We start from the raw sequence: 23925 nt of genomic DNA on the forward strand, positions 1-23925 counted from the left end.
GTCGTCGGGCTCGGGCCGCTCCCCGGTGACCAGGTGTTCGGCGTCGGGCAGCGGCCGTACCCCCGCCGGGTACAGCTGTCCGGCGAGAGCGCCGAGCACGGTCAGCTCGTCCGCGTCCGGCCCGGCCTGCTCGACGGCCCGGTCCGTGGCCTGGAGCAGACGCGCGGCGGTGAGCATGCGCCCGTTCACGACGAGGTCGTCGCGGCGCGGGTCGTCCGGACCCAGCAGGGCCTCGGGCGAGCGTTGACTCTGCCCGTACAGGCCCTCGGGCGACGGCACGGTGACCGTCCGGCCGTCCGCCAGGTGCACCACCAGCGTCAGCCCGTACTGGTAGAAGGTGTGCGGGGCCTTGTACTCGGTGTTGCGCTCGGCGATCTCGGCCAGCTCGGCGGTGAACTTCTCCCCGGAGTGGCTGCCCGCCTTGCCGCCGAGCCGGGCCCCGGCGGATCTGGTCTTCCCGCCCGGCACGGCCGCCGCGTCGACAGTCACTCCCGCGTCCCAGCCGCGCGAGGAGCCGCTCTCCACGACGGGCTTGGTCTCCTCCTGGGTGTACCGGCGCGCCTTCTCGGTGGGGTTCACCGGCATGCCGTTCTCGTCGAGCAGCTGCGCGACGTCGGTCAGGACGATGCCGAGCCGGACGTCGGTGCCGGGCACCCGGTACTGGTGGTCGAGCAGCTGCTGGATCCGCGGGCGCAGGTTCGTCTCCGCGATGAACTGCCCCGGGTCGACGAGGACGTCCCCGAGGGCGAACCCGGTGAGCCCCAGCAGATGGCGGAAGACGAGCTGACCGAGCAGGTTGGTCGGCGCCACCTTGGCGGAGAGCTGCGTCTGCGAGCCGCCCGGCTCCAGCGCCCGGATCAGGTCCCGGCCGAGCTGCTCGGTGATCGGCAGGGCGATCGGGATGAAGGTGGGGTCGGCCGCGACGAGGTCGTTGAGCCCCACGCCGCGCGGCGCTGACTCACTCCACGCCTGCGCGCTGATCGGCTCGTCGTCCGCGAGCAGCGGCTCCCAGCGCTGCGAGTTGTTGTCGGCCGGCCCGGTCAGGAACGCGGGGAGCAGCCGGCGCACCGATCCTGCCTGCGGCCGCGGATCGACCATCTCCCAGGCGTTGCGCTGCGGGTCGATGAGCGCCCGCAGCGTCGGGAAACCGGTCGTCAGGGGCATCAGCAGCGACCGGACCGCGTTCCCGACCACCTGCAGCTGCAACGGCATCTGATGCGTGTAACGCATCTCCACGGTGAAGTGGACCTGGTTGGTCAGCTCGTGCGACCCGGAGGTGCCGTACCGGAAGATGTCCTTGGTGGCGTGCTCCTCGCCGTGCTCCCGCGACGAGGACCAGTCGTAGTCGACCCGTCCCGTGCCGCCACCGACGCCCGCGGCCCCGGCCCCGCGTCCGCGACCCACGAAGCCGACCTTGGCCGACCAGCCCGACGACTCGCTCTCCTCCGTGGAGTCGAACCCCTGACCGCGCAGGGTCAGGTTCACCTCCGGTCGCGGCCGGTCGGAGGTGACGGTCCCGAGGGACGCGCTGACCCGGACGAAGAGGTAGCCCGTGCCCAGCAGCGTGCCGGGCACCACGAACCACTCCTGCACGCCGCTGCCGAACAGCTCGAAGGCCTCGACCTCCAGCGCGTCCAGCGAGAACGTCTTGGTCAGCGCCTTGCGCAGCATCGGCGGTGGCCCGCTGTCCGCCGGCGGCAGGACACCCCGCTCGGTCAGCGTGTCGAGGATCAGCTGCAGGGGCGGATCGTCGGTCTGCAGCCGTTCGACATGGCTCGCGGCCCGGCCGAGCTGGGGGTCCAGCTCCCGCCGCGGGGCCGGCGAATCGGCGAGGGGGACGGTGCCGGGCAGCCCGAGTTCGTGCGCCATCCGGTTCGGCACCTGGAACTCCATGCCGTTGTGGACGTCGACCGTCGCCCAGCGCTGCACCGCCGCCGGGTCGGAGCCACGCCAACCCTTGACCGTCACCGTGAACCGGACCAGCTCGGGTCGGTAGCTGTGCACCGGCCCCTTGTAGGTGGCGCGGGTGACGTCGATGCTGCCGGATCCGCTGGACGCGGAGCGACCGGACTCCGTGGCGGCGTGTGCGGAGACGTAGCCACCGCCGATGTTCGACGCCGCCGAGTCGTCGGCCGTCCGACGGCCGCCCGAGTAGTACGCGCCACCGCCAGCGCCGATCGAGACCGCCTGCTCGGTCTCCTCCGCGACGTCGAACTGGGACGCCGCCTGGGCGTACTGCTCGATCTCCACCGCCTCGCTGGTCCCGAGGTGGGGCACGTCGTGCACCGAGGCGGTGATCTCGGCCTCCACGGTCATGCCGTCGCGGGTGCCGAGCGGGATGGTCCAGCGCTGCTCCGAACTGGTGAGGGCCGGCAGGTTGGCGCTCAGCTTGGTAGGGACCGCGAGTTCGGCGTCCCACAGCTCCACGGGCCACTTCGACGGGTCGAGGTGCCAGTCGGCGGCGAGGCCGTGCGCCTGCCCGTAGAGGCGGGCCACCGTGGCCGGAAGCTCGTGCAGCTCCCCGAACCGGGGGTACACCCCGGTGACGCCCTCGCGCTCGAACGGCACCGCGCCGGGCAGCGGCGGCGGTGGGCGGTTCCCGTGCGTCTGGACCGTGACCCCGACCGCGGCGATCTCGGCGGCGGTCGGGGTCGTGGCCGGCAGGTGTTCGACCGGTACGACCACGTGCTGCTGCACGTCCGGGCCGTCGATCAGCCACCTCGTGGGCGCCCCGTCGTCCGGCCAGACGGTGACCTCGTACACCAGGTTGTAGTCGTGCTGGACGACGTCCTTCGTGGTCTCCGTACGCCGGTAGCTCTTCAGCGTCCGCGAGTGGCCGCGCTCGGTGCTGCGCTCGTACGACCCGTCGACGTGCAGACCCGCCAGTTGTCCCCGGACGCTCTTGTCGTATCCGAAGGAGGCGTTGGCCGAGAGACCGCCGTGCAGCCGCTGCTTGTTGGTGACGCCGGCGCTCACCTTCGCCGTCGACATGGCCCGGTTGTTGACCGGCATCGGGTACGTGCTGCTGCCGATCCACTCCCGGGGGTGCGCGGTCACCAGCACCTTGTACCGTTCGCCGTCGATGTCGAAGGTGGTGAAGATGCCCGCCCGCACCCGCGCCGGGTCGGCCTCCAACGCCGGCAGCCCGTAGCGGATGGAGGCGAGCCGTCGCACCTCGCCCCACGAGTCCGTGCCCGGGGTGAGGTCGTCCATTCCGAGCCGGTTGCGCAGCTCGCGAACCCGGCCGACGGTGTCCCGCAGCGCGGTGAGCACCTGCGGCATGACCCGCTCGCCGCCGGGCAGGTGGTTGGTGGTGCCCGGACCGTCGCCCTGCCGCGCCGCCATGAGCAGCGGCTCCCGGTCGGCCGCCTGGTCCGGCCGGAACGGCGCGCGGACCTGTGGCGCGTTGCGCCGGGGCGCGCCGAGCCGGTTCGTGGCCTCCTCGGCGGTGACCGGTGCCGTCGGCGTCACGGTCGGCACGACGGCCCCGTACCAGTGCGGTTGCGCCGCGGCCGGTGGCAGGGGCTTGCCGTGGTGCTGCCGCTCGAACGCCTCGGCGTCGGTCGTCGGGACGCCGAACTCGGCCATCACCCGGGCGTCGAACCACGGGATCCGGTGGGTGCTCGAGTCCACCTTGACGTTCACCGACACGTCGGCGGCGTACCGGGCGTGCTCGGCCGAGCGGACGAGGATCGTGTGGTTCATCGCGCCACCGCCGACGTCCTGCGAGACCGACTTGCCCCACTCCATCCCGACGTTCGGCCCGAGCCCGCCCCGGTCGTTTCCGGCGGCGGTCGCGGTCAGCCCGCTCGGCACGACCCGGGGCGCGAACCCGAAGGAGTAGGAGCCGGAGCGGGTCTCGGAATCCCCCTGCGCGGCGCCCAGGTCGTCGCGGACCGACACACCGTCGGTCTCGCCCAGGCGTTGCAGCCGGCGCACGACGAGTTCGACGGTCACGTAACCCCGGAACTCCTTGCCGGTGCCGATCGGCGCCGTCAGCTGCTCGGACATGTCCCCGCCGTTGAGCAGCCACCGGCTGCGTCCGCGCGCGGTCCGTTCGTTGAGCAACTGCTGGGTGACGTGCTGCGAGACCGTCGCCACGGTCTGCGCGGGCAGGTCGTGGTCGCGGAGCTGCCGGTGCAGCGCCGCGACGGCCGGGGTGTAGTCGATCGCGGTCAGCACGTCGTGGGCCGTGGCCGGCCCCGGCTTCGCCCCCTGGTCCGGGTCGACCGTGGCGCCGGTACGCGGCCGCTGGTCCCGCCCGACGTACTGCTCGGGGAACTTCACCACCAGCAGGCCGTCGTCGGGGTCGAGTTCCCGGGTGTCGCCCCAGCGCCGACCGTCGACGAACACGTCGACCGCCAGCCCGCTGGCGTAGCTGGGCCCGCCGTTGAAGAAGAGCTTCCGCCCCGAGATCACCCGATCCGACGAGCTGACCGAGTGCGAGTTGGCGTACTCGGCCTCCAGCGGCAGCCCGATCGGCATGAGCTGGAACTTGCGGGGGAGCTTGAGGATCAGGTCCGGGCCGGTGCTCAGCTCGCCCGGCTTCTTCTGGTCCCGGGCCGAGCTGGACGCGGTCGAGTTGAAGGCGACCTCGAACTTGTTCCCCTGCGCCGGGCGGGCCGGCACGGGCTTCGCCGCGTGCAGGCGCGGCTTGATCCAGACCAACCGGCCGTCGATGACCTCCGTCCAGCCCTCGCGCAGCAGCTTGTCCCACCGGTCGGTGTTCGCGTCGGCGGAGGCCAGGTCGACCAGTGCCGCGGCGCTGACCGGGGACTCGTCCGGCCGGTTCGCCGCGGGCGGGGTGTGGCCGTCGATGCCGAGGAGCGCGGTCAGCCGCGCCCGTACGCCGTTGCGCAGGCTCTCCGACTCGGTGACGGTGGCGTTCGGCGCGCCGTCCGGCAGCGCGGCCACGATCTGCGCGGCGACCCGCCCCGGGTCCGCGTACCCGGCCGACTGGATGCTCATCGCGCCCGTCGCGCCGTGCTCGATGTACCAGGGCGGCTGCGGTACGTCCTCCGGCGGGTTCACCGGCTCCGCGGGCGACTCGGGGGTCGACCCGGGGGTCGACCCGGGGGTCGACCCGGGCTCGGCCGGTGGATCGGTGACGTTCGTCGGTGTGTCGACGACCGACTCGGGGGTCGACCCGGGCTCGGCGGGTGGATCGGTGACGTTCGTCGGTGTGTCGACGACCGGCGCGTGCTCGGCCGGTGGATCGACGACGTCAGTCGGCGTCTCGGCCGTCGATGCGGGTCCCGCCGGTGGTTCGGTCGTTACCGCGGGTGTGGCCGGCGGTGCCGACGACGGCTCGGCGGCCAGGTTCTGCGGGCCGCCGTCCACCGCCCGGCGGGCGCGCGCCGTCAGCTCGTCGACGGCCTCCGGGTCGAGGCCCGCACGCGCGAGCGGGTTCACCGGCTCGACCGGCAGATCGACGGCGAAGCGCACCCCCGGTCGCAGGCCGGGCGGGAGCGGCGGGACGCCCTCGCCCTCGACGGCGGTGAGCGGTCCGGTCGTTTCCGGGCCCCGCCCGGGCGCGGCCGGCGCCGGGGTCGCCGACGCCGGCGGCGGGACCGGGGTCGTCGGCTCGCTCACCGGCCCGTCCGTCGGCGGCACCGCGGGGGCCGTCGTGGAGGTGGCGGCCGGCTCGACGAAGGACGCGGGTCCGGCCGGCGGCGGCGGGCCGGGCGTCGGAGTCACCGCCGTGAGCTCGGCCGGCAACGGTGTCACGGTCGCCGGCACGGCCACCGTGTCCGGCACGGCGGAGGTGAGGACCGGCGCAACCGTCACCGGGGCGGGTGCCAGGCTCTCGTCGCTCTCCCGGGGCTGGTCGGCGGAGTTCGCCGACGCCTCGCTCACCGACGTCTCCGGCGTGGGCGGGGCCGCCGGTGGGGTGGGGGAGCGCCGCCCCCGCCGGAACAGGGCACCGTAGCGGTGATCGGTCGGCGCGTCGACGATCGCCCGCGCGACGGACTCGGACTCGGGTCCGGCCGGGAGCACCACCGGGGCCGGCTTTCCGGCGTCGGGTCCGTGGGCCGGTGGCTGCTCGGTGAGCGGGATCTCGCGCCCCGTCGGGTCGAGGATCAGCACCCGCGCGGCGATGGCGCTGCCCAGCTCGTCGCGGGTGACGAGGCGGCTCCCCTTCGGCTGCTGCGGCTCCAACCACTGCAACGGTTCGAAGAGGTCGGTGGTGTGGTAGAGCGCGAAGGCGTGGCCGATGCCGCTGGGCTGCTGCCACAGGACGAGCGCCATGCTGCCCGGCCCGGCCTGGGTGACGGCCCGCTCGACGTCCGCCCAGGACGAGGTCGGGCGCCACGTCGCGCCGCCGCCGAGCCGGTCCGCCACGTGCCCGGTGCCGACCTTCAGGTCGTCGGTGCTCCGGCCTGCTCGGGCGATCGGCGCCCGCTTCTTGAAGACCGCTTGCTGGATCGCGATCAGCTGGTCGACGCAGAGCTCCGGATCCGGCTGCCCGTCCGGGTTCCCGGACTGCGGGCGTACCCGGTCGGCGACCTCGTCGACCAGCTGCTCGACGCCGTCGCGGTCGAGCCGTACGGCCGGCTGGTCCCCGAACTGCGGCACCTGCGACGGGACACGCCGCGGCCCGTCGCTCTCGGATCCGGGTGGGGTGTCCCGGCGCGTGCTCTCCGCTCGCCGCCCGGCGGTGTCGTCGAGAGTCGTAGCCGGCGTCGGGCTCGCGGGCCCGCCCGGCGTGGACGCCGGCGCGTCGCCGGAGTCTCGGTACGGGTTGTTCGACCCGAGCCCGTCGGTGGGCGCGGGGGCCGGAGTCTCGACGGAGTCTCGGTACGGGTTGTTCGACCCGAGCCCATCGGTGGAGGCGGGCGCCGGAACCTCGGCGGCGACCCGGAAGGGGTTGTTCGTTCCGGTCTGATCGGTGGCCGTGGGGGTGGGCACCCCTGCGGAGGTTCGGAACGGGTCGTCCACCCTGCTCGGACCGTTGCCGACGCCGGAGCCGTTCGCTGGGCCGCCGGTGCCGTTGTCCCGGATCGGCGTGGGCTGCGACGTCGTCCCGGTCGACGCGGCGGGGCCGTTGGCGGCCGTGCCGCTGCCGGTGCCGGTCGACCCGCTGCCGGTCGTGGTGGTGCCGCTCGTGGTGGTGCCGGGTCCGGTCGTGGTGGTGCCGGTCGTGCCGGGTCCGGTGGTGCTGGTGGCGCCGGGTCCGGTGGCTCCGGTAGTGCCGGGCCCACCGGCGGGCGACGGGGCGGCCGGTCCGGCGGCGGGTGTTCCGCTCCACGTGCCACCCGCGGCCGGCGGGCCGCTGTCGACCGAGGTGCCGTCGCCCTGACCGGTCGTGTCGGCCGTGCCGGAGGTGTCGGGCACGCCGGTCGTGCCGGTGGTGTCGATCGTGTCGAAGGGGCCGAACTCCACGGGCACCACGGTTATCGGTGGCGGTATGTAGAGGCCCTCCTCGTCCGGCGTGGTCGAGCTGCTCCCGGAGTCGGAGTTCGTCGAGCCGTCGGAGACATCCCTGGTGGGGGAGTTCGGCCCGTTCGCGTCGGTCGGGCCGTCGCCGGGGTGCTGCTGGTCGACGCTCGGCGGGTCGGCGTAAGGCGGGGGCGTGACCCGCGTCGGCCCGTCGTCGCTGTCGTCGCCGCCGGGCCGCGCGCCACCCTCCGCGCCACCCGTACCGGTGCCCGAGGTGTTCCCACCGTTCGAAGCTGCGCCGTTCGAGCCCGCGCCGTTCGAAGCTGCGCCGTTCGAGCCCGCGCCGTTCGAGCCCGCGCCGTTCGAAGCTGCGCCGTTCGAGCCCGCGCCGTTCGAGCCCGCCCCGCCGGTGGAACCGCCGCCACCGGATGCGCCCCCGGTGCCACCCGCCGATCCGGGTGTGGTCGAGGGTGGCGCCGTCGCCTCGTCGTAGGACGGTGGCGGGTCGACCGGTATCGGCGGGCCGCCGACGGGCGGTCCGTCGCCCGAGGAGCCCGCGCCGATGCCGCCACCGGGACCGTGGGTCTCCATCCGGAGGTGGGTTCCCGCTATCGTGCCGAGTCCGCTCAGCAGGCCGGAGAGGGCGCCGGAGACGAAGGTGGCCGGTGTGCTGCTCCACTCCCAGCCCTCGCCCGTCATCGCGCCGTAGGTGCCCTCGCCGACGACCTCGGTCGCGCCCTCGTGCAGCGTCTCCCCGGCGAGCGACTGGTGCCCGGCCGCCGGGTCGTGCTTGCGGTACGGCGGCGGCGCGTCGGGGTCCTTCTTCGTGTACGGGGGCGGGGCGTCGGGGTCGTTCTTCGAGCCGGAGTACGTCGGTGCGTTGTCGGACTCCTTGACCACGGTCTCGATGACGGGCTGCTTGACCGGGGGCGGGAGCGGGCCGTCGTCCTTGATCGGAGCCGGGGTGGGCAGGTCGTCCCCGGCGCCCTTTCCCGGCGGTGGGACCGGCAGGTTGCCCTTGCCGAAGAGCTTGTTGAAGATCGCGCCACCGCCGGCGCCGAGGACCATGCCGACCACCCCGATCCAGGCGCCGATCTCGGCGGCCTTTCCGGTCTGGTCCCAGTTCCAGCCCTTCTGGTTGCCCTCCGAGATCATGATGCTCTGCGCGATGATGTCCATGAGGACCTGGAGGCCGACGCCCATCGCCTGGCTCATCGCCACCGCGTAGATGAGCTTGGCCAGCCATCGGGCGATCATCAGCTTCTCGACCAGCAGGCGCATGGCGAGCTTCTCGAGGACGCCGGGCACGAGCCAGGCGATCGCGAGCGCGATGGCGACCTCGATCATCAGCTGGATGACCGAGAGGAAGATCATCAGCTTGGCGTACTCGACCTGGTTCGCGGTCTTGTCCAGCTCGTCGCCCATCCGCCGGACGTACCGTGACGCGACGCCCAGGAAGCCGTCCTCGGAGAGGAAGCCCTCCATCGACTCGACGAAGGCCTGCTCGGACTTGCCCATCACGCCGTCACGGATGTTGTTCACCCCGGTGATGAGCAGCGGCACGACGCGTTCGATGCCGTCGGCGGTGTCGCCGAACGCCTCCGCGATCGCGCGCACCTTGTCGGGGTTGGTGGCCGGGAACTCCTCGCCCGAGAGCCACTTGAGGAAGGCGGCGGCCTCGTCCGACATCTCGATGTCCACGGCCGTCACACCTCCTCGTCATTGAGGGAGGGGCCACACCGCCGCTGTGCGGTGTGGCCCCGGAAACTCACTCCGGGCCGACGCTGGCCCGTAACTCAGTGCCGACCGCCACCGTCGCCCTTCGGCGTCGCGAGGTCGATGTTGGTCTCCTCCACGCGGGACAGTAGCGAACGCAGCGAGTCCACCTTCGAGCCGTCTCCCCGGGAGAGCCGGACGAGGCCGTCGATGATCGACGTGACCAGCTCGATCTGGGTCTTGAGCCCGTCCTGGATCTGCTTGTCCACCTCGGCGCGCACCCCACCGGGCGGATTGTTCAGCTCGACCACCGAGGCGAAGTTCTTGTTCACCGCGGTCATCTCGCGCTGCGCCGGGGCGAGCTTGCCGCTACGCAGCAGATCGGTGTCGGCTCCGACGCTAGCCACGGTTCACCCCCGGCTCCCCGCCGGCCGGCGACTTCGCCTCGCCGAACGACTCGTTGATCGACTGCATCGCCTCGTCGAACATCTGGTCGGCGGTCTTCGAACCGCGCAACAGACCGGCCAGCGGCAGTCCGGGCGGCAGGATCGACTCGAACAGCTTCATCGCCTTCTCCCGAGCCTCCTCCCGCGCCGTCTTCTGCGTCTCCACCAGAAGACTGGCCAGCTCCGCCGGCGCCATCGTGCGGTAGGCGTTCGTCGGGAACTTGACCTCGACCAGGTCACCCCGACCGTCCACGGTGACGCTGACGGCCCGGTTTCTGGCCGTCACCGTCGTCTGCGCCCCCGACATCTGCTGTTCGACACCGCTGATCGCCGCCTTCTTCTCCTCGAACTCGGCGTACGCCTGCTCGATCCGGTCGTACAGCGGACTGGTCATCTCGTTCTCCTCTCAGTTGGCGCGACGGACCTGCTGGCCACTGCCCCGACCGGGGCCGTACGGGGAGCCGGGCGTCTGCGGCGCGGCCGGCGACCAAGGGGTGCGCTGCCCGCTCGACGGCTCGGGGAGCTCGTCGCGGCCGATCACCGCGGGGGCCACGTCCGGGTCGGTGCCCCAGACCTCTTCCTCCTCGGCCAACCAGGTGGTGCGCTCGCGCTCCTTCTCCTGCTGGTTGCCCGCCCCCATGCCACCCATCGGCGGCATCATGGGCGGGTAACCGCCGGCCGGTCCGAACGCGCCGGGCGCGCCGTTCATGCCCGGCTGGTTGACGCCGGGGACCAGGTTGAGACCGTTCAGCCCGGCGCCGGCCGGTGCCGGACCCAGCGAACCGACCATCATCCCGTTGGGGTTGTTGGAGCCCGACCCGGCGCCGCCGTTGCCGAGACCGGCGCCACCGAAGTCGTCGAAGGCGTGCCCGCCCGAGGCGCCACCGAAGAAGTCGTTACCCCCGAGGCCGCCGGTGCCCGAGCCGCCGAGACCGGGGAAGTTCCCGCCGTCGCCCGAGCCGCCGAGGCCCGGGAAACTGCCGCCCGCGCCGGGGCCGTCGGAGCCGCCGAGGCCGGGGAAGTTGCCGCCCGCACCGGGGCCGGCGGAGCCGCCGAGGCCGGGGAAGCTGCCGCCCGTACCGGGACCGTCCGAGCCGCCGAGGCCGGGGACGGTGATGCCGGACCCGGAGCCCGAGCCGCCCGATCCGCCGAGGCCGGGGAAGTTCCCGCCGGCACCGGGACCACCGAGATCCGGGAGATCGTCGATGGAGGACGGCCCCTCGTCGAAGTCGCCACCGGTGGTCGGCCCGTTCTGCGACGGCGGTTTGTCGTCGTTGCCCCGCGGACCGTTCAGGCCGCCGAATCCGGGCAGGCCACCGAGACCGAGGTTGCCGCCGAAGCCGGCGCCGCCACCCGCGCCCGATCCCGACCCGGTCAAACCCTCCAGCCCGGTACCGCCGCCGCCACCGTTGCCGTTGCCGAAGAGCCCGTTGGTGTCGAGGCCGCCACCACCGCCGCCTCCGCCGCCGCCGAAGAGGCTGTTCGCGTCGAAGCCGCCACCACCGCCGCCTCCGCCGCCGCCGAAGAGGCTGTTCGCGTCGAAGCCGCCACCACCGCCGCCTCCGCCGCCACCCTTGTTCAGGATGTCGTCGAGGTTGATGCCGCCGCCGCCCCCTCCGCCGCCACCGCCCTTGTTGAGGATGTCGTCGATGTCGAGCCCGCCGCCTCCTCCGCCGCCACCCTTGTTGAGGATGTCGTCGAGGTTGATCCCGCCGTCGTCGCCTCCGCCGTTGAGGTCGTCCTTCGACGGCGGCGGGGGCGTGTACGTCCGGGGGTCGACCAGGTTCCGGTAGGTCGTCTCGAAGCTGTCGTGCAGGTTGCGGTACTGCGTCGTCATCGCGTCGTTCAGCACCTTCGCCGCCTCGGCGAAGAACGCCTTCATGTTGTTGTTCAGGCTTTCGAGTGCCTTGTCCGCGTGGATGAAGTCGTACGTCTTCGGCCCGTTGCCGATGTCGATCGTGATGGGCCAGGTCGTGAGGTCCTTCCAGACCACGAGCAAACCGTTGTCCCAGGCGCGGCCGTTCCAGTCGTCGGTGTCGTTGCCCAGTTGGTCGACGGCCCGCTCGAGGTCGCGCATCGCGGCCTCGGCCATCGCCCTCGGGCTCCGCCCCGGGTGCCTGTCGAAGGCCTCCCACGCCTTCCCTATCTCCGTGAGGAAGGTCTGCACCGCGTCGCCGTTGCGGTGCAGCATCGCCACCCAGTCGTCGGCGGTCTTGAGGTCCTCCCGGAGCAGCACCATCTCGTCCCGGAGGTTCGTGAGCGACTCACGAAGCCCCTCCGCCGCCGCGCCCTTGAACCCGTCGCCGAGGTTGTCGACCTCGGTCTTGAGCTGCTGGGACGCCGTGTCGAGCCACATCGCGAGGTTGTAGAAGCTCTCCGCCGACTCGTGCAGGGTCGCCGGGTCGAGCGGCGGTGGCAGCGGCGGACGGGACAGCGCGTCGTCGGAGCTCTTGTAGAACTGGTTCCAGTAGTCGTCGGGCGCGTAGTCGCCCGACTTCTCGTACCAGTTCACCTTCCCCTTGATGATGTAGAACGCGGCGTGGGACTTGCCGATGTACCCGTCGCCCTCGTAGTACCACGCCTGCGCCGTCCGGCGGTAGAGGGTGAACTCGTTGTTCGCCGGCGTACCCATCGGGTCGTCCCACGGCTTCGCCTTCGAGTTCACGTAGAAGCCGGAGTTCGAGAGGCTGATCCAGGTCGGCTCGGTGAACTGCCGGGAGTCCATTTCGGACGCGCCGAGCACCTCCCGCATGCCCTGTTCCCAGGCCGGCAGGCTGTTCGGCAACGGATTTGGCTGAGTCATCGGGACCTTCGTTCACCGCGGAGCAGACGGTCGTGAGGGGGTCGGTGTCGCGGACCGGTCAGGGGGTCTTGTTGCCGTTACCGGTCGGGCCGTTGTTGCCGAGACCGGTCGACGACGCGTACGAGGTGTTGGCGTTCTCGATGTCGTCACTCGAGGCGATGATGCGCTCAAGATTCTGGCCGTAGCTCGACAGCTTCTGGTCGTACGCGGCGAGCCGCTGGTCGACCTGGCCGCCCACGGTCCTGATCCGCTCCCGCAGGTCCTTGCCGGCGGTGAAGTTGTCCGTGCCGGTGCGGACCACGAGGCTGTTGAGGTGCCCGCCGTGCGGGTGGGCCATGTCGTTGGGGTTCGCTCCGGCCCGGACCGTGGTGACCTGGTTCCTGATCCCCTTCAGCTTCTGGACCACGCCGCGCAGGTACGCCTCGTCGATCTTGATTTCTTTCGGCACCGCTGGATCCCTTCCCTTGATCTCTCGCTCTGGACAGGTCCCGGCCGGGCGGCGCGGGTGCTTCCGGGCCGCCCGACCGGCTCAGCCTGTGCCGGGGTGAGCCCCGGGTCAGGCGACGAAGAGAGTCGCGCCCTGCTGGTCACCGGCGTGGTAGTTGTCGCCGATCTTGCGCAGCTCGGCGACGGCCTTCGCCGTGCCGCTCTCCACCATCCGCATGCCGTCTTCCCACTTCTTCTGGACGGCGTCGTAGTTGTCGATCGTCTGACCGGCGTTCTCGCTCAGGAAGACCTGAACCTGGGACTTCAGCTCGTCGAGGGACTGCCGCAGCCGCTGCGCGACGCTCTCCAGCTGGCTCGCCGCGGCGTCGACGTCGGAGAGGTCGACGGTATAAGTGGCCATTGCTCGTTTCCTTCCTGCCTGACGTGTCGTACGGAAAAGATCAGTTGGTCCAGCTCGCCTTGGGGGTGAAGGTCTCCGTCTGCAGCGAGATGCTGGCCGCCGCCGCGATGTTGTCGTCCTCGGTGGAGTCCGTGATCGCCGCGAACCGCTGCATGGAGCCGCTGATGTCGCCGAGCCCGGAGCGGATCTGCACGATCCCCTGCGAGATCTCCTGGAGCCCCTGCTGGTAGCGCATGGACGCCTCGCCCAGCCAGCGGGCGCCGAGCTCCGAGGAGCTGCTGATCACCGTCCGCTCCGCCTGCTCCAGCTCGTCCACCATCCGCTGGAAGGCGTAGATGACGCCGGTTCTGGTCTCGTCGTCGGATCGCTGCTGAGTCCAACTAGCCACGGCCTTGCTCCTCTCGTCCGCTCTCTCCGGGACGACTCCACCCGAGCCGTCACCGCACTTCTGCCTTGCTCTCTCCGGTCGCCCGGCGACCGTCGGGTGATCGCGTGCCGGTCGCTCGCCGGCGCTGCTGGAAGGGCGATCACCCCCCGCCCGCGGCGGATTCCAGCAGGGGTCCGGTGGGCAACATCTCCAGGAGCTGTCGGGGCACCGGGCGGGCCGAGGCCGGCGGGAAGCCGAGCTGGTTCGCGACCGTGCTCGAACCCACCGGATACTTGATCCCGGCGTCGGTGACCAGGTAGAAGCCCGACCCGGCGGCCTGGTCGGCCCGGCCCGCCAGCACCAGGCCGCCGACCCCGGGCTGCACCTCGACCGCCTCCGCGCTCGCCGAGGTGCGGGTGACGCCGACCCCGTCGGAGAGGGTCGTCGCGGAGGGGGCCGGCAGGTCGGCGGTCACCTCGACCGCACCGCCCGACATCGAGTGGCGTATGCACCAGGTGCCCTGCTCCGGCGTCTTCGCGAGGCTCGGCGGGGTCGCCGGCAGCGCCGCCACCCAGGCCGGCTGCGGGGCGACCGGCAGCGCGACCAGGGCGGCGGGGCTCAGCTCCCGCGGCTGCACCGGCCGCCCGTCGTACACCTCAGCGGTCGCCGGGTCGGCGGCGACGATGGCGTACGCCATCGGGCTCAGCTCGGCCAGGCCGTTCTGCTGGAGCAGGTAGCGCCGCTCCGCGCCGTCCGGCGTACGGGCCGTGAAGAGCTCACCGACGACGCCGCGCCGACCGTCCACCGTCGGTCCCGGGCTGCCCCGCCCCGGCACCTCCGGCGGCGCGATCTCCGCCCCGACCGGTACGGACTCCAGCCAGCCCGCCTCCACCGGGAGCGCGTTGCGGTCGTAGCCGAGCACCCGGGCCAGCCACGGCTCGGTCAGCCGCAGCCGCCGACCCTGCCAGACCAGGAAGCTCTGGCCGCCCGAGGTGACCAGGATCGCCTGGTCCCGATCGAGGGGCCGGTCCCGGCGCGCGCCGCCGCTCGGCTGCTCGATGCGTACCGTCGTCGCCGTGAAGGTCGTGCCCGCGTCGTCCGGCATGGCCAGCGCGCAGACCGTCCACACCTGACGGTCGACGGCGGTCGTGGTCGGCAGCGCGTCGGGCGCGCCCGCGATACCGAGCGGCTGACCGTGCGCCACGTCCCGCAACGACTTGCCGGAGACCGAGACGACCTTGGGCTCGGCGCCGAAGAGCAGCCGCGCCGACGTGTAGTTGAGGACGGGACGCAGCAGGCCCTCGTCGTAGACGTAGCGGCTGCCGGTCTCCTTCTCCACCACCAGCACGCCCGGCTGCCGCCACTTGGTGGCCCCGCCGGGAAAGAAGAATCCGAAGATCACGAAGCCGACGAAGACCACCGCGGCCACGAGCACCCCGGAGACCGTGCCGACCACCATGCGCCGGTTCGGGTTCTCCAGGCCGTCCGGCTCGGCGGCGATCAGCGCGCCCGTCAGTCGGCCCAGCACGTACGTCTGGGCCTGCACCTGGTCACGGCGGGACTGCACGGCTCAGCCCGCCAACGCCCGGGCGGCCGCGTACGCCCCGAGCACGGCGAGCAGCACCGGCACCATGGCGACGGTCGCGGTGAGCTGGACGACGTCGCCGATCCGCGCCCAGTACGGCATGAGCCGCCGGTCGGGCAGCAACCGCCCCAGCAGGAAGAGCAACGCCCCGGCCAGCGGCAGCAGCGTCACCGGCGCGAGCAGCCGGAACAGCGACGGCGCCCCGGCCAGGCTGATCACGGTCAGCGCGGCGACCCCCACCACCGCCGGCAGGGCGTGGGCGAGTCGGTGCCACGCGCTGGTCATCGTGCGCAGCGCCAGCAGCCGGACGAGGGCGACCAGCCCGAGCAGGGTCCAGGCGGCCCAACCACCGGAGACGGCGACGAGGAGGAGGCACCCGACGACGGCGGCCGCCGCGCCGGCGTACAACCCCGTCATGTACCGGTCGGCCACGGCCGTGCGCTCCAACAGCTTCTCGCTCGGCTCCGGGTCGATGTCCTCCTGGAGGTGCTCCGGCTCCGTGGGCAGCGGCGCCAGGCGGATGCGGGCGAGGCGGAAGGCGACCAGCGGGATGCGTACCGTCGCCACCGTGGCGGCCACCGCGACCACCGCGGCCGACTGGCCCGCGTCGAGCCCGACGAACGCGGTCAGCGCCGAGCCGACGGCGGCGAAGAGCGCGCAGCTGACGACGGCGGCGAAGAGCGGCCCGGCCCAGCCGACCAGGACCGCCGCCAACGCCGCCACCACCAGCGCGGAGACCGAGGCGGTGAAGACCTGCGGGCCGGCCACGACCAGCGGGGAGCTGTCCCGGGTCAGATCCGGGGCGATCATCCCGGCCAGCCCGGCGAAGCCGATCGCGGTCACCGCCGACGCGAGTCCGAACGGCCGGTCCGCGCCGGCCCGGGTGAGCCCGAACGCGCCGGCCAGCGCGAGCACCGCGACGGCGGCCGCGCAGAGCGCCCGGGCCAACGGCGGACCGGGCATGGCCAGCGTGACGGCGCCGAGGCCGGCGACGAGGACGAACGCGCCGAGCGCGGTCCACCGGATCATCTCGGGGCGCCACAGCCCCGACCGGGTACGCACGCCGGTGGCGAGGCCGTCGGCCAGGTCGTCGAAGTCGACCGGAGGCAACTGGTCGGCGCGGGGACGCAGGAAGACCGTCTCCCCGTCCTGCAGACCGAGCAGCGCGACGGTGCTCTCCTCGTCCAGGGGCGGGCCGCCCAGCCGTTGCAGCACCCAGCCGCGGTGCGCCAGGCCGGCGTCGGCCAGGTTGTCACCGAGGTGATGAAGCAGTGCCGGAAGAAGGTCCGCGACCAGCACGTTCGCCGGTACGGCCACCTCGATCTGCCGCCCGGGACCGGACACCACGAGGCGGCACATCTCCGCGGGGGCGGTGACGCTCATGCCCACACGACGGTCCGCGAACCCCGCCGGTTCAAACTTTCCCCGCGAACTGGTTGCCGAAGGCATTGACCCGAACCGGCTCCGGCTCCGTCGTAGAGGTGTCGGGCGGCGACGCACGCGAGCCCGACGTGAGCGCAGGAGGCGGGCGACGCCCGTGACGTGGAAGGCTGCCCCTTGAGTACGGTGCTGTTCCGACGCCCCGCACGCCGCAACGGCCCGGAGATGCCGTCCGGTGAGATCAGTCTCCAGGAGCCACCGGCCCTGCCCGAGCCGCAACGCAACGGGCTGCGGCAGGCGTTCCTGATGCTGCCGATGGCGCTGATGTCCGGTGTCATGGTGCTGCTCTTCATCAGCCGCAGCGGCGGCGCGTTCACCTGGATCATCCTGGCGCTGATGGCCGTCGCGCTCGGTGGTCTGGTGGTGGGTCAGATCGCCGTCGGCGGCATGGAACGCAAGTCCCGGCTCGGCGGTGACCGCCGCGACTACCTGCGCTACCTGGCGCAGAACCGCAAACGGGTACGCCAGCACGTGCTGCGTCAGCGGGAGGCGAGCGACTGGCAGCACCCGGAGCCGAATGCCCTCTGGTCGTTGACGATGACGTCCCGGCGCTGGGAGCGACGCCCCACCCACCCGGACTTCCTCGAAATCCGGGTGGGCACCGGCGAGCAGCGCCTCACGGTGCGGATCACGCCGTTGCAGACCAAGCCCATCGAGGACCTGGAGCCGCTGGCGGCCAAGTCGCTGCGGCGGTTCATCCGCGCCTACACCACCCTCGAGGACCAGCCGATCGCGTTGTTCCTGCGCGGTTTCGGGCAGATCCGGATGTCGGGGGAGAAGGAGCAGACCCGGGCCGTCGTCCGGGCGCTGCTGGTGCAGCTGGTCAGTTTCCACGCCCCCGAGGAGGTCCGGCTCGCGCTCTGCGTCGCCGACGACACTGTCGCCGAGTGGGAGTGGACGAAGTGGCTGCCGCACCTGCAGCACCCGACCGATCAGGACGCCGCCGGCGCGGTGCGGCTGGTCGGCAGCACGGTGGAGGAGGTGGAGCTGCGGCTCGGCGAGACCTTCACGGCCCGGCCACGGTACGAGTCGGGCGCGGCGCCGAGCCGGGAGGAGCCGTACGTCGTCGTGGTCCGTGACGGCGGGCGACTCGGCAACGGCAGCCGGATGGCGACCGCCGGCTACCGCAACGCCGTCCTCATCGACCTCGACGACGCCACCCCGGCCGCCGGTAAGGGGGCGCTCTGCCTGGAGGTCGAGGGCGACGACCTGCTGATGGTCCGGCAGGACCGGGTCGGCAGCGAGGTGCGTACCCGGCTCGCCACCCCCGACCGGCTCGGCGTCGCCCAGGCCGCCGTGGTGGCCCGGACGCTGTCGCCGTACCGCCTCGGGGTGGTCACCGAGACCCCGGCGGACACGTTGAAGACCGACTTCGACCTCGGCGCGATGCTGCAGATCCCCGACCTGCGGCAGCTGGACCTCAGCCGGCTCTGGGCGCCTCGTACGGTGGGGGAGCGGCTGCGGGTGCCGATCGGCATCGACGCCACCGGCCAACCCGTCTCGCTCGACCTCAAGGAGTCCGCGCTCGGCGGCATGGGGCCGCACGGCATGCTCATCGGCGCCACCGGCTCCGGCAAGAGCGAGCTGCTGCGCACCCTGGTGCTCGCGCTGGCCAGCACGCACTCCTCGGAGACGCTGAACTTCGTCCTCGTCGACTTCAAGGGCGGCGCCACGTTCCTCGGTCTCGACCGGCTGCCGCACACCTCCGCGGTGATCACGAACCTGGCCGACGAGGCGGCGCTGGTCGGCCGGATGCAGGACGCGCTGCACGGCGAGATGGTGCGCCGGCAGGAGCTGCTGCGTCAGGCCGGCGGGTTCAGCTCGGTGCTGGAGTACGAACGGGCCCGTACCCAGGGCGCCCCGCTGGACCCGCTGCCCACCCTCTTCGTGGTGGTCGACGAGTTCAGCGAGCTGCTCGCCACCCACCGCGACTTCATCGACCTGTTCGTGATGATCGGGCGGCTCGGCCGGTCGCTCGCCGTGCACCTGCTGCTGGCCAGCCAGCGCGTCGACGACGGGCGGATCGCCCAGCTGGAGTCCCACCTGTCGTACCGGATCGGGTTGCGGACCTTCTCCGCCATGGAGTCGCGCTCGGTCATCGGGGTTCCCGACGCGTACGAGCTGCCGCCGGCCCCCGGCAACGGGTACCTCCGGACCGACGTGTCGACCCTGATCCGGTTCAAGGCGGGGTACGTGTCGGGCCCGTACCGGACCACGAGTGCCCGGGTGCGGCAGGAGATCGTGCAGCAGCAGGTGGTGCCCTACTCGCTGGAGCACGTGCCGTTCCGCGAGCCGGAGCCGGCGCAGGTCGAGGAGGCGGTCGAGGAGCCGGCCGACGGCGACGAGGCCACCGCCGAGCGCAGCGTGCTGAGCGTCGTGGTGGAGCAGCTCATCGACCAGGGGCCGCCGGCGCACCAGGTGTGGCTGCCGCCGCTGGACGCCTCGCCGACGCTGGACCAGCTGCTGCCCACTCTCGCGCCCGACCCCGATCGCGGGCTCACCGCCGTCGACTGGCCGGGCAACGGAATGCTCGTCGCGCCGGTGGGCTTCGTCGACCGGCCGTTCGAACAGGTACGGGACCTGCTCCTCGTCGACCTCTCCGGCGTCGGCGGGCACGTCGGCATCGCCGGCGGACCGCGCAGCGGCAAGAGCACCCTGCTGCGTACGCTGATCAGCAGCGTCGCGCTGACCCACAGCCCGCGCGAGGTGCAGTTCTACTGCCTCGACTTCGGCGGTGGCGGGCTCGGCGCGCTGGCCGAGCTGCCGCACGTCGGCAGCGTCGCGGGGCGTCTCGACACCGACCGGGTGAGCCGCACCGTCGCCGAGGTGACCGGCCTCATCGTGGATCGGGAGCGCCGCTTCGCCGAGCTCGGGGTGGACGGCATGGGGACCTACCGGAAGCTCCGCGCGGAGGGCCAGGTCACCGACGACCCGCACGGCGACGTCTTCCTCATCGTCGACGGATGGTTCACGCTGCGCCAGGAGTTCGAGACGCTGGAGAGCGCCGTGCGGCAGATCGCCGCCCAGGGCCTCAACTTCGGCGTCCACCTGGTGCTGACCGCGTCGCGCTGGTCGGAGGTGCATCACGCGATGCGCGACCAGATCGGCACCCGGCTCGAACTGCGTCTCGGTGACCCGGTCGACTCCACCATCGACCTGCGCCTGGCGGCCACCGTGCCGAAGCTGCCCGGTCGTGGCCTCACGCCCGAGAAGCTGCACTTCCTCGGCGCGCTGCCCCGTATCGACGGGTTCGCGGACGCGTCCACCGTGACCGAGGCGGTTCGAGGCCTGACCGCCATGGTGGGGGACTTCTGGGACGGCCCGGCGGCCCCGCCGGTGCGTACGCTGCCCGCGCTGCTCCCCGCCGACACGCTGCCGGTGCCCGACGGCGACGTGCGCGTCGCGATCGGTCTGGACGAGGCCGGGATGCAGCCGGTCTGGCACGACTTCGGCGACGTGCCGCACCTGACGGTGCTCGGCGACACCGAGAGCGGCAAGACGAACATGCTGCGCCACCTCGCCCGGTCGGTGATGGCCCGGTACACGCCCGACGAGGCGCGCATCATGATCGTCGACTATCGCCGACAGCTCTTCGACTCGGTGCCGCAGGAGTACCGGCTGGGCTACTCCGTCTCCACCGACTCCACCCGGGAGACGGTGGCGGACGCGGTGGCCGGGCTGGGGCCGCGCATGCCGGGCGCCGACGTCACCCCGGAGCAGCTGCGCCGCCGGGACTGGTGGACCGGACCGCAGCTCTTCGTCCTGGTCGACGACTACGACCTGCTGGCCGGGCACGACAGCCCGCTGACGCCGCTGCTGCCGTACCTGGCGCAGGGCGCGGACATCGGATTCCACCTGGTGCTGACCCGGGGCGCGGCCAACGTGCTGCGGATGTCGATGGATCCGCTGATGCGCCGGATGCAGGAGACCAACAGCCCGGACGTGGCGCTCTCCTGCCCGCCCACCGAGGGGCCGCTGCTCGGCAACACCAAACCGCGTCACCTGCCGCCGGGGCGGGCGCTGCTCTGCACCCGGCGCGGGGCGCGGTTGATCCAGACGGCGTGGAGCCCGACGGAGGTGGAGCAGCCCGCCTGACGACGTCGCGGCTGGGCGGGGCCGGGGCCGGTGCCGGGGCAGCTCGACAGCGTCGGCTCGGCGCCACCGCCGCCGGGGTGGTGCCGCGTCGCCCCGGCTGCGGGTGTCACCGCCGCGCCGCCTGGTCCCCGGGTGTCCGGGACCGGTTCACGGGCGCCAGCGGCGGCGGCGGCCCCACTTGACGGTCATCGCCGAGAGGTACGCGAGCCCGGCCAGGCCGACCATGCCGGCCGCCACGGAGCCGGCGATCAGCGTCGTCGGCTCGCCCGGATCGGCCGTCGGCAGCGGCCGCAGGACCTGGGGCTGCGACGGCACCGGCGTTCGGCCCAGCTCCAGCGCGGTGACCGCGTGGTACAGGTCGAGGGTGCCGTACCCGACGCTCGGCGCGGGCCACGAGCCGAGCGGGTGTTCGGCGGTCAGCTCCAGCCGGCGCCGGACGTCGGCCTGGGAGAGCTTCGGGTAGTGGGCACGGATCAGCGCGGCGGCCCCGGCCACGTAGGCGGCGGCCACCGCCGGGCCGGCGACGGCGTAGTGCCCGTCACCGCGCGGTGCGACGCTGACCGCGTCGGAGGCGGGCGCCAGCAGGTCGACGCCGGCCTCGGCCGGGGACTTCTCGGTCGGTACGCCCTTGGCGTCGATCCCGCCGACGGCGAGGACGTCGGGGTGCGCCGCCGGATACCAGGGGGCGGGCTTCTGGGTGGTGCCGGCCGGTCTCGTGTCGTCGGAGACGGAGGCGACGAGCACGACGTCCCGGGTGACCGCCTCGCGGATGGCGGCGCGGAGCTCCGCGTCGGGAGCAGAGGTTCCGACTCCGAGCAGGACGACGTCGGCCTTCGCGGCGGTCGCCGCCCGGATCCCGGCGGCGATCGCCCCCGGGGCCACCTTCCCCTTTCCGTCGACGATGCGGATCGGCAGGATCGTCGCCTCGGGCGCCACCCCGACGAACGCGCTCCCGGTGACGGGCCGGGCCGCCACGATGCCCGCGAGCGCGGTGCCCCGGCCGTAGCAGTCCCGGTCGGCGGCGCCGGAGCCCACCACGTCGGTGCCGCGCCGTACCGCGCCGCGCAGGGCGGTGGCGCCGGCGCTCACCCCGGTGTCGATCACCGCCACCACGACGCCCCTGCCCCGCGTCAGCGGCCACACCGCGGACGGGAGCATCCGGCGTAGAGCCCACGGCGCGGTGTCGGCCACCGTCGGTGACTCGCCCACGCAACCCCCGGTGACCTGCGGCAACGCGGGCGGTTCCGCGGCCGTGGTGGTGCGCTCCGCAGCGGCCGTACCCGCCTGCGCCGGCACCGCCGGCACCGCGCCGACGACTCCGGTGATCAGTAGCGCCGCGACCACCGCGCGGGCCCGAACCGGCGAGGTCACCAGCGTGCGCCGGCCGGGTCGGTCCCGGACGTACCGGCGGCGGTCGCCACGGTGGTCGCCTCGTCGGTGGCGTCGGCTCCGCTGCTCGCGTCGTCGGCGGTCGGCTCCGGATCCTCGCCGGGCGTGGCCGGGCCGCCGTCGTCGGTGGCCGTGGCGTCGTCGGGCCGTTCCCGCCCGGCCGGCTCGCCGCCGTCCCCGGCCTCGTCGCCGGTGTCGTCCGTGGCCGCTTCGCCGCCCGCGCCGGGACGCCGGGCCAGCAGCGCGATCGCCGCGATTCCCGCCACGGCGAGCAGGGCGATGACGAGGATGCGCAGCGCGCCGGAGCCGCCCGCGTCGTCGGGGGCGGGCGGTGCCTCCTCGGCGAGAGTCGTGACGACGGCCGCGTTGGGGTCGATCATGCCCCAGCCGGTCGCCGGGTCCGCGTCGGGACGTCCGGCCCGGTCGGCCGTGGTCTTGATCCGGTGGGTGACCTGCGCGGCGCTCAGGTTCGGGAACGCGCTCCGGACCAGGGTCGCCGTGCCGGCCACGAAGGCGACCGCGTACTGCGATCCGCTGCTGGCGCGTACCCCGGAACCGCCCGCGCCGAGGCTGGCCACGTCGATGCCCGGCGCGATCACGTCGGCCCCGGAGGGCTGGTAGTTCGCCGCGGGCTGCCCCTCCGGGCCGACGCCGCCGACGCGCAGCAGGGCCTCCGGTCCGTCGCCCGCGGCCGGTGACGGCGAGGCGGCGGTGCCGGTCGCGGCGGGCGCCACGACCACGACGTCGTGTTCGGACGCCCGGCCGATCGCCTCCGCCACGGCCGGGTCGGCGAGGTCGACGAAGGCGCCGAGCGCCACCACGCGGGCCCCTGCCGAGACCGCGACCTCGATGGCGGTGGCGGCGTCGGCCGGCTTGGACTGCGGCACGTCGCCCACCACCCGCAGCGGCAGGATGGTGGCCTCCGGTGCGACTCCGACGACCGGCGCCGCGGCGGCACCGGCCGGCGGGGTGTCCGCGGGGCGGGCACCGATGATGCTCGCCATCGCGGTGCCCGAGCCGAGGCAGTCGACGTCACCCCGGCCGCTTCCGGAGGGGATGTCCGCGCCCACGGCGACCCGTCCGCTGAGCTCCGGGAGGCCGGCGTCCACACCGGAGTCGACGACCGCGACGAGCACCCCCGCGCCGCGGGTACGGCCCCAGGCCTGGTCCGGGGCCATCCGTTCCTGCGCCCAGCCGGAGCCGGGGCGCGACGGCACGGAGTTGGCGCACTGGGACGAGGCCGGCGGCCGGTTGCCGCCGGGCTTGGCCGGCGGCTTCGGCGGCTGAACCGGCGGCACCGGCGGCGCCTGGTCCGGTCCCGACGACGGTTGGGTGGGCAGCGGTCCGATGCGCACGCCGTCCCCGACCGCGTCCCAGGGCAGGATGAGCGTCCAGCCGGCGCGCAGCTGACGGGAGTCCGTCAGGCTCTGACCGTCGGCCTGCCGACGGCCGACGTTCAGCCGGTAGAGCTCCTCGGCCCGGTTCGCGGCACCGAGCAACCGCCCGGCGATCGCCGCCAGGCTCTCCGTGCCGTCGGCGCCCGCCGCCACGGTGTAGTACTTGACGAACGCGCCGTTCTGCGCGTCCGCGCTGGGAGTGGGCGTCGCCGGTGCCGCGACGGACACCAGGGCCGGTCGGAGCGGGTCCGATCTCTGACCCGCACCGCTCAGCTGCGGCAGCGCGGCCACCATCGCCACGCCGCCGAGCAGGATGGGCCAGGCCCGCACCTTCGCCGTCACCGCCGGCCTCCTTCGCCTCGCCGTCTGCTCGCGGGTGATCCGCGGTGGAACGCGCAGTCGCCCTCACCGACGACGCTGCGCCCCGCCCGCCGGTTCAAAACTGCAGTGGGTGATGCCG

12 protein-coding genes (1 of these 12 only partly in view) are annotated in these 23925 nt (G+C 73.3%); 1 reads left to right on the top strand and 11 read right to left on the bottom strand.

Going from position 1 to position 23925, the window contains the following annotated elements:
• The 9 genes from D7147_RS06735 to eccD all read right to left on the bottom strand — a co-directional run.
• Positions 1-9081 carry the start of a toxin glutamine deamidase domain-containing protein gene (locus D7147_RS06735; protein WP_147437359.1) on the bottom strand. 20946 nt of this gene lie to the left of the window's left edge, so the window shows 9081 of its 30027 coding nt (coding positions 1-9081); it begins with the start codon at positions 9079-9081; its stop codon lies off the left edge, out of view.
• Positions 9082-9176: 95 nt separating this feature from the next.
• Positions 9177-9503 carry a hypothetical protein gene (locus D7147_RS06740; protein WP_120674696.1) on the bottom strand — a complete coding sequence of 109 codons (327 nt, stop codon included), beginning with the start codon at positions 9501-9503 and terminating at the stop codon, positions 9177-9179.
• Positions 9496-9936 (bottom strand): YbaB/EbfC family nucleoid-associated protein, encoded by a 441-nt coding sequence (locus D7147_RS06745; protein ID WP_120674698.1) that lies wholly within the window; start codon positions 9934-9936, stop codon positions 9496-9498. Before D7147_RS06745 ends, D7147_RS06740 begins: the two co-directional genes overlap by 8 nt.
• A 12-nt stretch (positions 9937-9948) precedes the next feature.
• A complete protein-coding gene (locus D7147_RS33495) occupies positions 9949-12345 on the bottom strand; it encodes a WXG100 family type VII secretion target (RefSeq protein WP_147437360.1) in 2397 nt (798 codons plus the stop codon).
• A 58-nt stretch (positions 12346-12403) separates the two neighbouring features.
• A complete protein-coding gene (locus tag D7147_RS06755; protein WP_120674703.1) occupies positions 12404-12793 on the bottom strand; it encodes a hypothetical protein in 390 nt (129 codons plus the stop codon).
• Between the two features lie 108 nt (positions 12794-12901).
• Positions 12902-13192: a WXG100 family type VII secretion target gene (locus D7147_RS06760; protein ID WP_120674705.1), complete on the bottom strand. Its 291-nt coding sequence runs from the start codon at positions 13190-13192 to the stop codon at positions 12902-12904.
• Between the two features lie 40 nt (positions 13193-13232).
• The gene (locus D7147_RS06765) at positions 13233-13580 is read right to left on the bottom strand and encodes a WXG100 family type VII secretion target (RefSeq protein ID WP_120674707.1); all 348 of its coding nucleotides are present in this window, start codon (positions 13578-13580) and stop codon (positions 13233-13235) included.
• A gap of 139 nt (positions 13581-13719) precedes the next feature.
• Complete coding sequence (gene eccB, locus D7147_RS06770) at positions 13720-15126, bottom strand: type VII secretion protein EccB (RefSeq protein WP_120674709.1); 1407 nt, start codon at positions 15124-15126, stop codon at positions 13720-13722.
• A 3-nt stretch (positions 15127-15129) separates the two neighbouring features.
• Complete coding sequence (eccD, locus tag D7147_RS06775) at positions 15130-16527, bottom strand: type VII secretion integral membrane protein EccD (RefSeq protein WP_158609299.1); 1398 nt, start codon at positions 16525-16527, stop codon at positions 15130-15132.
• A 222-nt stretch (positions 16528-16749) separates the two neighbouring features.
• Here eccD and eccCa point away from each other — a divergent pair, with 222 nt between their 5' ends.
• Positions 16750-20679 (top strand): type VII secretion protein EccCa, encoded by a 3930-nt coding sequence (gene eccCa / locus D7147_RS06780; RefSeq protein WP_199734115.1) that lies wholly within the window; start codon positions 16750-16752, stop codon positions 20677-20679.
• Between the two features lie 147 nt (positions 20680-20826).
• Here eccCa and D7147_RS06785 read toward each other — a convergent pair whose 3' ends face one another.
• Together D7147_RS06785 and D7147_RS06790 are read right to left on the bottom strand one after the other, a co-directional pair.
• Positions 20827-22050 carry a S8 family serine peptidase gene (locus D7147_RS06785; RefSeq protein WP_120674716.1) on the bottom strand — a complete coding sequence of 408 codons (1224 nt, stop codon included), beginning with the start codon at positions 22048-22050 and terminating at the stop codon, positions 20827-20829.
• Positions 22047-23807 carry a S8 family serine peptidase gene (locus tag D7147_RS06790; RefSeq protein WP_120674718.1) on the bottom strand — a complete coding sequence of 587 codons (1761 nt, stop codon included), beginning with the start codon at positions 23805-23807 and terminating at the stop codon, positions 22047-22049. The genes D7147_RS06785 and D7147_RS06790 overlap by 4 nt, the downstream gene beginning before the upstream one ends.
• Positions 23808-23925: the final 118 nt, after the last annotated feature.

The organism is Micromonospora musae, assembly GCF_003626545.1.
GTDB classification, from domain to species: domain Bacteria; phylum Actinomycetota; class Actinomycetes; order Mycobacteriales; family Micromonosporaceae; genus Micromonospora; species Micromonospora musae.